The organism is Corynebacterium bouchesdurhonense (genome assembly GCF_900078305.2).
Lineage (GTDB): Bacteria > Actinomycetota > Actinomycetes > Mycobacteriales > Mycobacteriaceae > Corynebacterium > Corynebacterium bouchesdurhonense.
Window position 1 is genome coordinate 1 of sequence record NZ_LT546026.1, and the last position, 14,157, is coordinate 14,157.

General features: G+C 67.5%; 16 protein-coding genes. 7 read left to right on the forward strand and 9 right to left on the reverse strand.

The annotated features are described in order from the left end of the window. A partial coding sequence (locus BN4252_RS02110) for a transposase (RefSeq protein WP_230208545.1) occupies nt 1–581 on the reverse strand: 581 nt, incomplete at its 3' end. Nucleotides 582–642: 61 nt separating this feature from the next. Between BN4252_RS02110 and BN4252_RS02115 the strand changes: the two genes are divergently transcribed. Next, entirely contained in the window at nt 643–1,461 is an 819-nt protein-coding gene (locus BN4252_RS02115) for a Rib/alpha-like domain-containing protein (protein ID WP_096877749.1), read from the forward strand. Nucleotides 1,462–1,566: 105 nt separating this feature from the next. Here the strand turns inward: BN4252_RS02115 and dapF are convergent, their stop codons facing one another. The 3 genes from dapF to BN4252_RS02130 are packed head-to-tail and all read right to left on the reverse strand — an operon-like array spanning nt 1,567 to nt 3,883. Further along, complete coding sequence (gene dapF / locus BN4252_RS02120; protein WP_066524812.1) at nt 1,567–2,403, reverse strand: diaminopimelate epimerase; 837 nt, start codon at nt 2,401–2,403, stop codon at nt 1,567–1,569. Beyond that, entirely contained in the window at nt 2,400–3,308 is a 909-nt protein-coding gene (gene miaA / locus BN4252_RS02125) for a tRNA (adenosine(37)-N6)-dimethylallyltransferase MiaA (RefSeq protein WP_066524813.1), read from the reverse strand. Before miaA ends, dapF begins: the two co-directional genes overlap by 4 nt. Beyond that, on the reverse strand, nt 3,305–3,883 hold the full coding sequence (locus BN4252_RS02130) for a hypothetical protein (RefSeq protein WP_066525836.1): 579 nt from the start codon (nt 3,881–3,883) through the stop codon (nt 3,305–3,307). Before BN4252_RS02130 ends, miaA begins: the two co-directional genes overlap by 4 nt. A gap of 75 nt (nt 3,884–3,958) precedes the next feature. Between BN4252_RS02130 and BN4252_RS02135 the strand changes: the two genes are divergently transcribed. Further along, nucleotides 3,959–5,185 carry a DUF349 domain-containing protein gene (locus BN4252_RS02135; RefSeq protein WP_066525826.1) on the forward strand — a complete coding sequence of 409 codons (1,227 nt, stop codon included), beginning with the start codon at nt 3,959–3,961 and terminating at the stop codon, nt 5,183–5,185. Further along, a complete protein-coding gene (locus BN4252_RS02140) occupies nt 5,185–6,255 on the forward strand; it encodes a GNAT family N-acetyltransferase (protein WP_066524815.1) in 1,071 nt (356 codons plus the stop codon). The genes BN4252_RS02135 and BN4252_RS02140 overlap by 1 nt, the downstream gene beginning before the upstream one ends. 3 nt (nt 6,256–6,258) lie before the next feature. Here BN4252_RS02140 and BN4252_RS02145 read toward each other — a convergent pair whose 3' ends face one another. Next, the gene (locus BN4252_RS02145; RefSeq protein ID WP_066524821.1) at nt 6,259–6,891 is read right to left on the reverse strand and encodes an Rv2732c family membrane protein; all 633 of its coding nucleotides are present in this window, start codon (nt 6,889–6,891) and stop codon (nt 6,259–6,261) included. Between the two features lie 10 nt (nt 6,892–6,901). Beyond that, nucleotides 6,902–8,416, reverse strand: a complete 1,515-nt coding sequence (gene miaB / locus BN4252_RS02150) for a tRNA (N6-isopentenyl adenosine(37)-C2)-methylthiotransferase MiaB (RefSeq protein ID WP_066524827.1) — start codon at nt 8,414–8,416, stop codon at nt 6,902–6,904. A gap of 175 nt (nt 8,417–8,591) precedes the next feature. On the opposite strand from miaB, the gene BN4252_RS02155 reads away from it, so the two are divergent. The 4 genes from BN4252_RS02155 to BN4252_RS02170 all read left to right on the forward strand — a co-directional run bounded on the left by BN4252_RS02155 (nt 8,592) and on the right by BN4252_RS02170 (nt 11,937). Next, nucleotides 8,592–9,317, forward strand: coding sequence for an amino acid ABC transporter ATP-binding protein (locus BN4252_RS02155; RefSeq protein ID WP_066524832.1), 726 nt, complete (start codon nt 8,592–8,594; stop codon nt 9,315–9,317). A gap of 42 nt (nt 9,318–9,359) precedes the next feature. Then, on the forward strand, nt 9,360–10,235 hold the full coding sequence (locus tag BN4252_RS02160; RefSeq protein ID WP_078056725.1) for a glutamate ABC transporter substrate-binding protein: 876 nt from the start codon (nt 9,360–9,362) through the stop codon (nt 10,233–10,235). A gap of 61 nt (nt 10,236–10,296) precedes the next feature. Then, nucleotides 10,297–10,983, forward strand: coding sequence for an amino acid ABC transporter permease (locus tag BN4252_RS02165; protein WP_066524839.1), 687 nt, complete (start codon nt 10,297–10,299; stop codon nt 10,981–10,983). Further along, nucleotides 10,984–11,937, forward strand: coding sequence for an amino acid ABC transporter permease (locus BN4252_RS02170; RefSeq protein WP_066524842.1), 954 nt, complete (start codon nt 10,984–10,986; stop codon nt 11,935–11,937). It abuts the gene before it with no gap. Here the strand turns inward: BN4252_RS02170 and recX are convergent. The 3 genes from recX to BN4252_RS02185 form a co-directional block, all read right to left on the reverse strand. After that, entirely contained in the window at nt 11,934–12,518 is a 585-nt protein-coding gene (gene recX / locus BN4252_RS02175) for a recombination regulator RecX (protein ID WP_066524844.1), read from the reverse strand. The two genes, BN4252_RS02170 and recX, sit on opposite strands and share 4 nt — an antisense overlap. Before the next feature lie 14 nt (nt 12,519–12,532). Beyond that, the gene (recA, locus tag BN4252_RS02180; RefSeq protein ID WP_066524845.1) at nt 12,533–13,666 is read right to left on the reverse strand and encodes a recombinase RecA; all 1,134 of its coding nucleotides are present in this window, start codon (nt 13,664–13,666) and stop codon (nt 12,533–12,535) included. 218 nt (nt 13,667–13,884) lie between these two features. Beyond that, the gene (locus BN4252_RS02185) at nt 13,885–14,100 is read right to left on the reverse strand and encodes a DUF3046 domain-containing protein (protein WP_066524847.1); all 216 of its coding nucleotides are present in this window, start codon (nt 14,098–14,100) and stop codon (nt 13,885–13,887) included. Between the last annotated feature and the right edge of the window lie 57 nt (nt 14,101–14,157).

The following is a 14,157-nucleotide window of genomic DNA, read 5'->3' on the forward strand; positions in this document are numbered from 1 at the left end:
GCGTCGAGGAAGATCACCGGGTAGAACTCATCTAGCTGGCGGTTCTGCCACAGCATCACCTCATCGAGCACCGCGTCGGTGATCGTGCTGATGGTATCCGGGCTCATGTCCACCCCAAGGGTGGTTGCAAGGTGGTGCTGGATGTCGCGCACGGTCATCCCACCCGCGTACAGGGAGATGATCATGTCATCAAGCTCGGTGAGCCTGCGGACACCTTTGGGCACCATCTGCGGGCGAAACGTCCCCGCCCGATCCCTGGGCACGGTCACTTCCAGCGGGCCATAGCCAGAATCCACGGTTTTGGTGTAGGACCCGTTGCGGTGGTTACCACCATCACCGGTATCTACCTGGGCTTTGGCTTTGCGGTCGGAGTGCTCGTAGCCCAAATGGGCGTCCATCTCCGCCTGCAGGCCAGCGTTGATCGATGCCTGCAAAAGCCCCTTCACCAGCTCACTGGCGTCGTCGGTGGAGGTGGAGAGCTCCCCGATGAGCTTTGCGAGCTCGGGGTTATCCATCAGCTTCTCGCTGATCGCGTTGACCCTCGACGGGTCATAGCCTTTCTTCGGTGACACCGTAGTCATTATCGGTGAAACTCCTTTCAGATCAGAGCCTCACACACAAACTTCCTGACACTCTCCACCGATCCAGGTCAACGACACACCGAACCCGCAGGACTACATCACCCTGCCCACCGACGTGCCCGCTGGCACCAAGGTCACCTTCAAAGACCCGCAGCCCGACACCTCCACCGACGGTAAGAAGGACGCCACCGTCGTCGTGACCTACCCCGACGGCACCACCGACGAAGTCCCCGTCACCATCACCGTCAAACCTGCACCCGAAAACACCAAGTACGACCCGCAGCCCAAGCCGGCTGATCAGGTCGCACCGATCCAGGTCAACGACACACCGAACCCGCAGGACTACATCACCCTGCCCACCGACGTGCCCGCTGGCACCAAGGTCACCTTCAAAGACCCGCAGCCTGACACCTCCACCGACGGTAAGAAGGACGCCACCGTCGTCGTGACCTACCCCGACGGCACCACCGACGAAGTCCCCGTCACCATCACCGTCAAACCTGGTGCGAGTGCTGGGACGGGCGACACCGGCAACGCGAAGGCAACCAGCAGCGTTGATGGCAAGTGCATCGCCACCCTCGTGGGCTGGTCGCTGCCGCTGCTGGCACTGATTCCGGTTGGTATTGCCCTCAACGCGGGTATCCCCGTAGTTGAGGAGGCCATGCGCCCGGTCAACGAGCAGCTCGCGGCGTGGAACGTCCAAGCACAGCAGCAGCTGGGCCTGTTCAACCCGCAGCTGGCTGAGATGGCTAACCGCTACAATCAGGAGATCCAGATGGCCGCAACTGGCCTCGGGGTCGCCGCGGTTGCGATCGGCCTGATCGCAAGCATCGCCACCACCTGTGGCGGCGCAGGAAGCTCCAACGGCTCCTCCCGCTAACAGCCGATAGACGCTGAAGCCCCTTTCCTTCATTACGGAGGAGAGGGGCTTCAGTCGTGAGTGCGCTTCTCGGTGCGTTTCGCAGACGCAGCGCGAGGAATCCGGCTACGCCAGGAACCCGCGGGCCACGATGGTGGAGGGGCCCGTCATGGTGGCGTGGGTGGTGCCGGCGTCCTCGGCCAGCTCCACGTCGATCACACCGCCAGGGACGTGGACGCTCACGGACCCAGCTTCGAGGCCGGCGTCGGCGAGCGCAGCCTGCGCAGCCGCCACCGTGCCGGTGCCGCAGGAGCGGGTCTCGCCCACGCCGCGCTCCCACACGCGCATGTGCATGTTGCCGTCGGCGAGCTCCGTGAGCACCTCCACGTTCACGCCCTCGGGGAAGAAACCGCGGTCGAAGACGGGCTGGGAGAACTCCAGCTCCGCCAGCGCCGAAGGTGTCAGGCCGGGGATGACGCAGGCTAGGTGCGGGTTTCCCACGTCCACGCCCAGGCCCGCGAACTCGAAATCCCCCATGGATGCGGTGGACACGCCGGTGACCTCTACCGGCCCCATGTCCACGGACACGCGCGCGGAGGTCGGCGTCGCTTCCAGCACCCGGATGGTCTTCACGCCGGCGCGGGTGTCCACCTCGAACTCGTCGCGCTCCTCTAAGCCCTCCGCGGCCAGAACGTGGGCGAAGGCGCGGATGCCGTTGCCGCACATCTCGGCGATCGAGCCGTCCGCGTTGCGGTAGTCCATAAACCAGCGGCCCGTCTCGGCGGGGCGCACCACGCGCAGGAGGCCGTCGCCGCCGATGCCGGCGCGGCGGTCGCACAGCCGCGCCACGAATTCGGGCGACAGCGTCAGCTCGTCGCTCACGTCGATGATCACCACGAAGTCATTTTCGGTGGCGTGGGCTTTGATGAAGGGCAGCTGCGAGAAATTCTGCGAGGTATTCACTCACGCGAGTCTAGTGCCGCGAGCGCCGCCCCCGGCACGTCCGCCCCGGCCGCGTCGAGCCACGCCACGCGCGGGTCGCGGTTGAACCAGGAGCGCTGGCGGCGCACGTAGCGCCGCGTGCCGGTGATCGTTTGCTCGCGAGCGTCGACAAGCGAAAGCTCCCCCTCGAGCAGCGACAGCACCTGCGCGTACCCGATCGCGCGCCCCGCGGTGGAGTCGCGCGTGAGACCGACATCCAGCAGACCGCGGACCTCGTCCACCAGCCCCTGCTCGAACATCTGGTGCGTGCGCAGCTCGATGCGCGGGTTGAGCCACGCCGCCTCCGCACGCAGCCCCAGGATGCGGGTGCCCCAGCGCGGCGGCGCGTCCTTCGGCGGCTGCGAGGCCTGGAACGGCTTGCCCGTCAGCTCGATCACCTCGAGGGCGCGCACGGTGCGGCGCGGGTCCTTGTCCTCGATCACGCGGGCGGCGTCGGGGTCCACCGCGGCGAGCTCCGCGTGCAGCGCGTCCACCCCGACCTCCGCCAGCCGCGCCTCCCAGCGGGCTCGCACCTGCGGGTCGGTTGGCGGGAAGGACCAGGCGTCGATAAGCGACTGCACGTACAACATCGAGCCGCCCACCAGCACCGGCACCTTCCCGCGCGCGAGGACCTCCTCCACTTTCGCCACCGCGAGCGCCTGGTACTCGGCCACGGACGCGGTGCGGGTGACGTCCCAGATGTCCAGCAGGTGGTGCTCGATGCCGCCGCGCTCGGACGGCGCGAGTTTGGCAGTGCCGATGTCCATGCTGCGGTAGAGCTGCATCGAGTCCACGTTGACCACCTCGCCGCCCAGCTCCTGCGCCAGCGCGATGCCCAGCGCGGATTTGCCGGACGCGGTGGGCCCCACGACCGCGATCGGCCTCACAGCGCCACCTCCCACGCCCCCACGTAGCGCCCCACGCCGAGGGTGTCGTCAGAGGCGATGAGGTGGGCCCGGGTGACGTCGAGAAGCGAAAGCTCCTCCCAGAGCATGCGCTTGTCGACGCCCCCTCGAACAAACCCCCGCCCCGTGGCCACGAACCGGCGCAGCGCCTCGTGGGCCGCGGGGGCACCGGGCACGAGCGCGAGCGGGGCGCGGGCCGTGAGCCCGGCGGGGCCGTCCGCGACCACCACCGTCAAGGCGGACGGGTCGAGCGGGGCGACGTGCGCGCGGGCGGGGCGGTACTCGCGCGGGCCGAGCAGGTAGCGGACCACGAGCTCGCCGAGGTGGCTGCCGCCTCCGACGTCCACCTGGGGCGCGCCCCACGCGGCGAAGGTGCCGGTGCGGGCGGTGTAGGTATCCGGGCCCATGTCGCAGACGATGTCCACAGGGCGGGTGTCCCCGACGGCGGCTGCCCGCGCGGCGCGCTCGAGCTCGCGACTCGCCGCATCGCCCCGGCCCAGCTCCGCAACCAGCGCGGGCGAGCCCGGCACAATGAGGACGGAGGCGGTGCGGGTCACCCGCCCCACTTTAGCCGAGCGCCGCGGGGACCATTCCAGCCCGGGGCGGGGCAAAGCGCGGTAAAATCGGAGACCATTCGCGCCGTCCGGCGGCTAGTGCCGGGCCGCGTGGACGAGCAGGGCACCGTCTACGTCACCCACGGCGGCGCGGAGCGCGAGATCGGTTCCTGGCAGGCGGGTGCGCCGGAGGAGGGCCTCGCCCACTTCGGGCAGCGGTTCGACGACATCGTGACTGAGGTCGAGCTCATCGAGAACCGCCTGCGCGCCCACCCGGAGGACGCCGCCAACCTGCGCGCCAACGCGCAGACCATCAAGGATTCCCTGCCCACTGCGGCGGCCATCGGCGACTTCGCGGCGTTGGAATCCCGCTTGGAGTCCCTCATCTCGCGTACCGACGAGGCCGGGGAGCGCGCGAAGGAGGCCAAGGCGCAGCGCCGCGCCGAGGCCATCGCCCGCAAGGAGGCGCTCGCGGCCGAGGCCGAGGAGCTGGCCGAGCACTCCACGGACTGGAAGGCGGCGGGTGACCGCATCCGCGACATCCTGGAAGAGTGGCGCACCATCCGCGGCATCGACCGCAAGACGGACGACGCGCTGTGGAAGCGCTACTCCCGCGCCCGCGACTCGTTCAACCGCCGCCGCGGCTCCCACTTCGCCGAGCTGGACCGCGGTCGCGCGAGTGCGAAAAAGGCCAAGGAGGACCTAGTGGTGCGCGCTGAGGCGCTCAAGGACTCCACCGATTGGAACGAAACGGCCCGCGCCTTCCGCGACTTGATGCAGGAGTGGAAGGCCGCCGGCCGCGCCCCGCGCGACGTGGACGACAAGCTGTGGGCGCAGTTCCGCGCTGCCCAGGACCACTTCTTCGACGCCCGCAACGCCGTCAACGCCGAGCGCGACCGCGAGTTCGAGGCCAACGCCGAGGCGAAGGATGCGCTGCTGGCGGAGTACGACGCGCTGGTGGACCCGGCCAAGGGCCTCGGCGCGGCGAAGGCGAAGCTGCGCGAGCTGCAGGACAAGTGGGAGGAGATCGGCTTCGTGCCGCGCGGCAAGGTGCGCGAGTACGAGGACAAGATCGCCGCGATCGAACGCCGCGTGACCGACGCCGAGGAGTCCCGCTGGCGCCGCTCCGACCCGGCCGCCCAGGACAAGGTGAACCAGTTCCAGGTCAAGGCGGACGACTTCGCCGCGCAGGCGGACGCCGCCGAGGCGAAGGGCAACGCCAAGCAGGCGACGGAGCTGCGCGAGCAGGCCAAGCAGTGGCAGGAGTTCGCGGACGTGGCGGCCAAGGCGGCGAACGACCGCTAGTGCTCACCGCCGTCCAGTTCGTCCCCCGCCCCGGCTCCGAGCTTTCGGAGTACGCGGTCGGGGGATACGCGTTCTCCGCCACCCTCGCCATCCAGGACATCACCGGCATGGCCACCTCGGGCGTGACCGCGTCGCACATCGCCAAGCGCCTCGAACCCTCGGCCGAATCCGAGGCATACCTCTTCGCGCTTACGGAGAACGACGCGCTGCGCCCGGTCACCGAGCTCGGCTTCCCCGAGCTCACCGCCTCGGACCTCGACGCCGTACACGCCTGGGTGTTCGTCTCCGTGCCGCTGCTCGAGGACCGCGAGGTGCTGGAGGCCAACGTCACCCTCGATGCCGAGCTCACCCCGCTGCCCGGCGACACCGCTCCGGAGGAGCCGTGGATCGGGGCCCTTTCGCTTATCGACGCCCTCTCAGAGAAGCTGCACCGCCCCATCCGGCAGCTCTGGGTCACGCACGCCCCGGGGATGCAGGCGCCGCCCGGCGTGCGCGACGCGGGCTACGCGGAGGCGTTCCGGGAGGATCAGGCGGTGTTCTCGCTGGGGAGCGTCGACAAGCGAAATGCCCCGTGCGAGATCGCGGTGGTGGAGGGCCCCGGCTTCGGCGGGCGGCGGCGCGCCGCGCCCGGCGAGCTGGAGCAGTTTTCGCACCTGCTCACCCAAGCCTCGCGCGACTACCCGCGCGGCGAGCTGCGCCTCGAGCCGATCGAGTGGGACCTGGGGCGCATCGTGGACGCCGGCGCGCGCCTGAGCGACCGCGGGGGTGCGCAGCTGACCGGCATCGCGTACGTGCAAGGCGCAATCGCCGGCATGTGCGAGGTGGTGCACTACCACTCCGACGACAAGCGGGTGTGCGAGCTCGGCCTCGTCTACGTGCTGCCCGAGCACCGAGGGCGCGGTATCGGCAGCGCGCTGGTGGCGGAGACGCTCGCGGCCGCCGCGACGGCGTGGGACGGGCTGGAGACGGTGTACTGCTCCTACCCCGCCGGCTCCGCGCCCGCCGGGGCGATGATGCGCCGCGTCGGGGCGGCGGTGGTCTCCTCGACCACGGCCTGGCAGAAGCTCTAGCCGCTACCGGCGGCGGCGCTCTGCGGCGCGGGCGCGTCGGTCGTCGACGAGCAGCGGGTTGGGCTCGTGCGCGTGCTCGGCCGCGGCGCGCTGCGCGAGCGCGACCTCGTCGGTGCCCTGGGCCGCGGCGCGCTCCACCGCGATGGCCTCCTGCTCGCCGCCGCGGCGCGTGATCACCGGCACGTAGGCGAACACCGCCGCCAGCACCGCGGCCATGGCCAGGTAGATGCCGGCGCCGTGGCCCGGCATGTCCGCGGTCGCCGAGCTTCGCCGCAGCCACACGGACATCAGCGCGAAGACCACGGCCATACCCGTGAGCACCCAACCCACCGCAGCCAGCCGGTAGCGCCGCAGCGCCGCCGCGAGGGTGCCGCACACGCCCAGCCCCACCAGCGAGAACCACGTGAACAGGTACTCGGCGATGCTGGCCTTGGCGCCGCGCGAGGCCTCGGTTGGCACGAGGAAGCGCCACCCCGCGGCGCCGCCGGCGAACGGGAGCAGCAGGGACACCAGCATGAGCGCCGCGCAGGCGAGTAGCACCCAGCGGGCGGGGGTGTCGGCGATTGAGTTGCTCGCGCGCCGCTCGGCCTCGGCCAGGGACTCGGCGCTTGTTGGGAGATTCGTTTCGGCGGCCATGTCCCCTACCCTAGCCCTGGCGCGGCTTGGAAAACGTCGGCAAGCCTAAGCCCACTCCCACCGGGGCCGTCGTGGGAACCTGGCCCGCGGCCCAGTTGTCGCCGGCCTTGGTCCGGCGGTGGCGTGTGATGCCGGAGTCCGCGATGAGGAAGTGCGGCTTGGAATCGGTGACGGTCACATGGACGATGTCGCCGGGGCGGACCTCGCCGTCGATCGCGCCACCGACGGCACCCTCGACGGCGAAGTGCACCAGGCGGCCGTCGCGGGCGCGCCCCGACATGCGCTGGGTGCGGTCGTTCTTCCGGCCACCCCCGTCCTGAACCAGGAGTTCCACGTCCGCGCCCACCAGCTTCGCGTTCTCCTCCGCCGAGATGCGCTCCTGCAGCGCGACCAGGCGCTCGAAGCGCTCCTGCACCACGGCCTTGGGCAGCTGGTCCGCCATCTCCGCCGCGGGCGTGCCCGGGCGCGGCGAGTACTGGAAGGTAAAGGCCGAGGTGAAGCGGGCCTTCTCCACCACGTCGAGGGTGGCCTGGAAGTCCTCCTCCGTCTCGCCGGGGAAACCCACGATGATGTCGGTGGTGATCGAGGCGTGCGGCAACTTCTCGCGCACCTCGTCCAGGATGGCCAGGAATTTCTGGGAGCGGTAGGAGCGGCGCATGTCCTTGAGCACCTTGTCCGAACCGGACTGCAGGGGCATGTGCAGCTGCGGGCACACGTTGGGCGTCTCCGCCATCGCGTCGATGACGTCGGAGGTGAACTCCGCCGGGTGCGGCGAGGTGAAGCGGACGCGCTCCAGGCCTTCGATGTTCCCGCACGCGCGCAGCAGCTTCGAGAATGCCGAGCGGTCGCGCCCCATGTCCGGGTCCGCGAAGTTCACGCCATAGGCGTTCACGTTCTGGCCCAGCAGGGTGATCTCGGAAACGCCCTGGTCCGCCAACGCCTGCACCTCCGCGAGGATGTCGCCGGGGCGGCGGTCGATCTCCTTGCCTCGCAAGCTGGGCACGATGCAGAACGTGCACGTGTTGTTGCAGCCCACCGACACCGACACCCAGCCTGCGTAGGCGGACTCGCGCTTGGCGGGCAGCACGGACGGGAACGCTTCGAGCGCCTCGGCGATCTCCACCTGCGCCTCGTCCTCCACCCGGGCGCGCTCGAGCAGCGTCGGCAGGGCGGACAGGTTGTGAGTGCCGAAGACGGCGTCCACCCACGGCGCGCGGTCGATCACCGCGTCCTTGTCCTTCTGCGCGAGGCAGCCGCCGACCGCGATCTGCATCCCCGGGTGGGTGTCCTTGGTGTGCTTGAGCTGCCCGAGCGTGCCGTAGAGTCGCTGGTCCGCGTTGTCGCGCACGGCGCAGGTGTTGAACACCACCAGGTCCGGCGTCTGCCCCTCCGGCGCGGCCACGTAGCCGGCGTCTTCGAGCATGCCGGATAGGCGCTCGGAGTCGTGCACGTTCATCTGGCAGCCGAAGGTGCGCACCTCGTAGGTGCGCGGGTGGGTCGTGGGGGTGGTGCTCGCCGTAGTCACGGCGAGACAGTCTAACGCCGAGGAAGTGCAGGGAAAAACGCCGTGCGAGCCGCGCCCCGGTGCGGGCGGGGGTAACCCGATTAGTGAGACCTTAAGCAAAATTGCGCAATTTTGTAGTTTCGCTCACTTGCGTGGCGTAAATGTATTGCGCATGACACAGATGCCTACTCAGCCGATGATTCGGATTTCCGGCGTGAACAAGTACTTCGGCGATTTCCACGCGTTGAAGAACATCAACCTTGAAGTCCCTCGCGGCCAAGTAATCGTGGTGCTCGGGCCGTCTGGCTCTGGTAAGTCCACGCTGTGTCGTACGATCAACCGCCTCGAGACCATCGACGAGGGAACGATCGAAATCGAAGGCCGCGTCCTACCCGAGGAGGGCAAGGACCTGGCCAAGCTGCGCTCCGAAGTGGGCATGGTGTTCCAGCAGTTCAACCTGTTCCCGCACCTGACCATCCGTGACAACGTCACCCTCGGGCCCACAAAGGTGCGCGGCACGAAGAAGGCCGACGCCGTCCGCCGAGCCGATGAGCTCCTCGAGCGCGTGGGCATCGGTGCGCAGGCGGAGAAATACCCCGCCCAGCTTTCCGGCGGTCAGCAGCAGCGCGTGGCTATCGCCCGCGCGCTTGCAATGGAGCCGAAGGTCATGCTTTTCGACGAGCCAACCTCCGCCCTAGACCCTGAAATGGTGGGAGAAGTCCTCGATGTCATGACCGAGCTCGCAGCCTCCGGCATGACCATGCTGGTGGTCACCCACGAGATGGGCTTCGCCCGCAAGGTGGCTGACCGCATCATCTTCATGGCGGACGGCGAGATCGTGGAAGACACCGATCCCGAGTCCTTCTTCACCAATCCACAGTCGGACCGCGCCCGGGACTTCCTGGGCAAGATCCTGCACTAGCCCCGTAAGCATTCCCCCAACTCGATGACAAGGAGTTTTCTCATGAACCGGACCGTTCGCATCACCGCCGCTGCTTCCGCAGCAATCCTGGGCCTTACTCTGACCGCCTGCGGCGGCAGCTCCGACGGCGACGCAGCCGGCGAAGGCCTCCTCGCCCACATCGAGTCGGGCAGCGTCACCCTCGGCACCAAGTTTGACCAGCCGGGCCTTGGCCTCCGCGAGGCTGACGGCTCCATGTCCGGCCTGGACGTGGACGTGGCCACCTACGTGGTGAACTCTATTGCAAAGGACAACGGCTGGTCCGAGCCGACCATCTCTTGGCGCGAGACCCCGTCCGCGCAGCGCGAGACCCTGATCTCTAACGGCGAGGTGGACATGATCACCGCCACCTATTCCATCAACAAGTCCCGCGCGGAGTCCGTGAACTTCGGCGGCCCGTACTTGGTCACCCACCAGGGCCTCCTGGTACAGAGCGGCAACTCGGACATCAAGGGTCTTGAGGACCTTGACGGCAAGATCCTGTGCTCGGTGACCGGCTCCACCCCCGCCCAGAAGGTGAAGGACACCCTGCCGGGCGTGCAGCTGCAGGAGTATGACACCTATTCCTCCTGCGTTGAGGCACTGCGCCAGGGCAACGTCGACGCGCTGACCACCGACGCCACCATCCTCGGCGGCTACGCCGCACAGTCCCCCGGCACCTTCAAGCTGGTTGAGCTGAACAAGGACGGCAAGCCGTTCACCAACGAGCACTACGGCATCGGCCTGAAGAAAGACGACACCGAAGCCACCGAGGCCATCAACAAGGCGCTGAAGGCGATGTACGACGACGGCTCCTTTGACAAGTTCCTTGAGGAGAACATCGACGGCGGCGAGGGCGTTGAAAAGGCCACCCCGGGTGACCTCTCCTTCCTGAACTAGCCGTTCACGCGGGCGCGGACAAAGCGCCCGCCGCCCCATCCCTTCAATCGAGAGTTTCACCATGGATGCACTCTGGGCATTTTTGCTCCCTAAGCTCTGGCCTGCCTTTTGGACGACCATCAAGCTCACCGCGTTGTCAGCCATTGGCTCGCTCGTGCTGGGCACGATTTTGACCGCCATGCGCGTCTCCCCCGTGGGGATCTTGCGCTCGCTGTCGGCGTTTTACATCAACACCGTGCGCAACACCCCGTTGACGCTGGTGATCCTGTTCTGCTCCTTCGGCCTTTACCAGAACTTGGGCCTGCAACTGGCCAGCCGCGAGTCCAGCACCTTCCTGGCGGACCAAAACTTCCGCCTCGCCGTGCTCGGTTTCATCCTCTACACCTCCTGCTTTGTGGCGGAGAGCCTGCGAAGCGGCATCAACACCGTCCACTTCGGCCAGGCCGAGGCGGCGCGTTCGCTGGGGCTGAGTTTCGGGCAGACGTTTAGCAACATCGTCTTCCCCCAGGCGTGGCGCGCGGCGCTCGTGCCACTAGGCAACACACTGATCGCGCTGACCAAGAACACCACTATTGCCTCAGCGATCGGTGTTGCGGAGGCGTCCCTTTTGATGAAGTCCACCATTGAGATGCACGCCAGCGAGCTGTTCGTCATCTTTGGCGTTTTCGCACTCGGTTTCATCATCCTCACCCTGCCAATCGGCCTCATCTTTGGCCGCCTGGCTGAGCGAATGGCGGTGAAGAAGTAAATGGCAAATGAAGTGCGCGCTACGGTGCTTTATGACGCACCGGGCCCCAAAGCCCTAATGCGCAACCGCATCTACACTGCGGTCACCATCATTGTCCTAGTGGCGATCGCCTGGTGGGTTCTGTCCACCCTTGGTGAGAAGGGCCAGCTCGACCCCGCAAAATGGAAGCCGTTCACCCAGGCCAACACCTGGAAGACCTACATCCTGCCGGGCCTGCTCGGCACGCTGAAAGCGGCAGCGACCTCCATCGTTTTTGCCATCATCTTCGGCGTGATCTTCGGGCTTGGCCGCCTGTCCGAGTCGAAACTCATCCGCGGCGTCTCCGGCGTGGTCGTGGAGTTCTTCCGCGCCATCCCAGTGCTGCTTCTGATGATCTTCTCCTACCAGCTCTTTGCCCTATACAAGCTGGTGCCCCCAAGCAGCCTGGCTTTCTGGGCAGTCGTGGTGGCGCTGACCCTCTACAACGGCTCGGTAATTGCAGAGGTGCTGCGCGCAGGCATCAACTCCCTGCCGAAGGGCCAGACTGAGGCGGCCCGCGCGCTCGGCATGTCGCACCGCCAGACAATGTGGACCATCCTTCTGCCCCAGTCTGTGGCCGCGATGCTCCCGGCGCTCATCGCACAGATGGTCATTGCGCTTAAGGACACCGCGCTCGGCTACCAGATCGGCTACATCGAGGTTGTCCGCTCCGGTATCCAGTCCGCTTCCACTAACCAGAACTTCCTCGCCTCGCTGTTTGTGGTCGGCGTGATCATGATCCTGATCAACTACACCCTCACGCTGCTCGCCGAGCGAGTGGAGCGCCAGCTTCGTGCGGGCCGCGCTCGCCGCAACATCTTCGCCAGAGTGCCGGAAGCCGGCCCGAGCGTGGGCCTGGACACCAAGGACACAGTCAACGTGGACTGGCGCGCCCCCGGCTACGTGGAGCTGGAGAACCCGGACCAGGGTCACTAGCCCCCAAGCTCGTCGAGGCGCTCGTCGAGCGCCTCGCGGGCAATCCGCACTGACATACCCGAGCTGTAGCCGCGGCGGGCAAGCACACCGACGACGCGGCGCAGCGCCTTGTCGTATTCGGTGCGGTCCGCGGGCACCGCCTTGACGGCACGGGCCTTCTTCTCGGCGAGGGCGCGGGCCTGCGCCTCCTCGTCCTCCTCGCTGATCTGGGCCAGGGCGTCGGCGCGGATCGCCGCGGCCACGCCCTTGTCGCGCAGCTCCAAGTCGAGGGCCCGCGCCGACTTGCCACGCCGGGCGGCGCGCTGGCGGACCCATTCGTGCGCGAACGAGGAGTCGTCGATAAGCGATGCGCGCTCGAGCGAGTCCAGCACCTCGTCGACGAGATCGGGTGCGAACTCGGCGGCGATCAGGCGCTCTCGCAGCTCGTGGCGGGAGCGGGCCCGCTGGTCTAGGAGCCCGAGCGCGCGCTTACGCACGGGCGCCAAAGCCTCGTCGCGGCGCGCGTCAAAAAGGTCGCCCTCCTCGAACTCGTCGATCGCGCGCTGCAGGCGGGCAAGCTTCTCCGGATCGGGCTGCGGCACGGGCTACTGCTCGGCTACTGCTCGTCGGAGGCCAGGAGGTCCTCGTCATCGTCGTCGAAGTCGATGTTGGGGACCATGTCCACTGGATCGTCCGTCAGCTCGTCGTCCGCGGCGCTGGCGTTCGCGTACTTGCCCACGCCGAGGGCCTTGAAGATCTTGTCCTCGATCTCGTCCGCCAGCTCCGGGTTGTCCTTCAGGAACAGGCGGGCCTTCTCTTTGCCCTGGCCTAGCTGGTCCCCCTCGTAGGTGAACCAGGAGCCGGACTTCTTCACAATGCCGTTGTCCACGCCCATGTCGATGATCGAGGACTCGCGGGAAATGCCCTCGCCGTACATGATGTCGAACTCGGCGATCTTGAACGGCGGCGAGACCTTGTTCTTAACCACCTTCAGCTTGGTGCGGTTGCCGATGGAATCCTGGCCGTCCTTCAGCGTCTGGATACGGCGCACGTCGCAGCGGACGGAGGCGTAGAACTTCAGCGCCTTACCGCCGGTGGTGGTCTCGGGCGAGCCGAACATGACGCCGATCTTCTCGCGCAGCTGGTTGATGAAGATGGCGGTGGTGCCGGAGTTGTACAGCGCGCCCGTCATCTTGCGCAGCGCCTGCGACATGAGGCGGGCCTGGAGGCCGACGTGGCTGTCGCCCATCTCGCCCTCGATCTCGGCCTTCGGCGTCAGTGCCGCGACCGAGTCGATCACAATGATGTCGATGGCGCCGGAGCGCACCAGCATGTCCGCGATCTCGAGCGCCTGCTCGCCCGTGTCCGGCTGGGAAACCAGCAGGTTGTCGGTGTCCACGCCGAGCTTCTTGGCGTACTCGGGGTCGAGCGCGTGCTCCGCGTCGATGAACGCGGCGATGCCGCCTGCGCGCTGCGCCTGAGCGATGGCGTGCAGTGCAACGGTGGTCTTACCGGAAGACTCCGGCCCGTAAATCTCCACGATGCGCCCGCGGGGCCAGCCGCCGATGCCCAGCGCCACGTCGATGGCGGTGTTGCCGGAGGAGATGGACTGGATCGGCGGGCGCTCCTCGTCCCCCAGGCGCATAATCGCGCCCTTGCCGAAGTCCTTCTCGATCATCGCTAGCGCCGCGTCGAGCGCGTTCTGACGGTCGCTCCCCGCGGCGGCTGCGGTCTTCTTCTTGGTTGCCATGCGTGTGCTCTCCTCTTCGATGTGTGGCGGCGGCAGAAATGTAGCTGTTATGTATTAGACGCTCGCCGTTGCCTCCGGTTCCGTCCGGACCCGAACTTTTTCCAGCAGCGAAGAACGGCGAAGCTAGACCACACTGTAGAACCGGGATCCAACACGCCCGATCCTACACGCAAACATGTTCGATACCGCATCGCACACGCCGTGTGGGGGCAGCCGCCCTAAAAACCCGGGCGATCCACGCCCAGGCGGCGCTCCTCGGGAACGTCGAAGGCATCGCAGAGCCCCTGCCACACCTCGCGCGGATCGACACCGCTTTCGATCGCCTCCGCCGCGGTCTGGCCGGACTGCGGCAGGACCTGGGACCCGATGATCCACTGGGCGCGCTCCGGTCCGAACTCGTCACGGACAAGCTGCTCAAACTCAGTCAGGCGCATGGGCTACAAACTTACACGCCCAACTAAGCGCGCAATTGAACGGTGTTCAACTACACT

Bases quoted from the DNA above. Each gene is read 5' to 3' on its own strand.
- BN4252_RS02170 (WP_066524842.1), top strand. From the start codon at position 10,984: ATGGCAAATGAAGTGCGCGCTACGGTGCTTTATGACGCACCGGGCCCC.
- BN4252_RS02145 (WP_066524821.1), bottom strand. From the start codon at position 6,891: ATGGCCGCCGAAACGAATCTCCCAACAAGCGCCGAGTCCCTGGCCGAG.
- BN4252_RS02185 (WP_066524847.1), bottom strand. From the start codon at position 14,100: ATGCGCCTGACTGAGTTTGAGCAGCTTGTCCGTGACGAGTTCGGACCG.
- BN4252_RS02165 (WP_066524839.1), top strand. From the start codon at position 10,297: ATGGATGCACTCTGGGCATTTTTGCTCCCTAAGCTCTGGCCTGCCTTT.
- BN4252_RS02155 (WP_066524832.1), top strand. From the start codon at position 8,592: ATGATTCGGATTTCCGGCGTGAACAAGTACTTCGGCGATTTCCACGCG.
- recA (WP_066524845.1), bottom strand. From the start codon at position 13,666: ATGGCAACCAAGAAGAAGACCGCAGCCGCCGCGGGGAGCGACCGTCAG.
- BN4252_RS02160 (WP_078056725.1), top strand. From the start codon at position 9,360: ATGAACCGGACCGTTCGCATCACCGCCGCTGCTTCCGCAGCAATCCTG.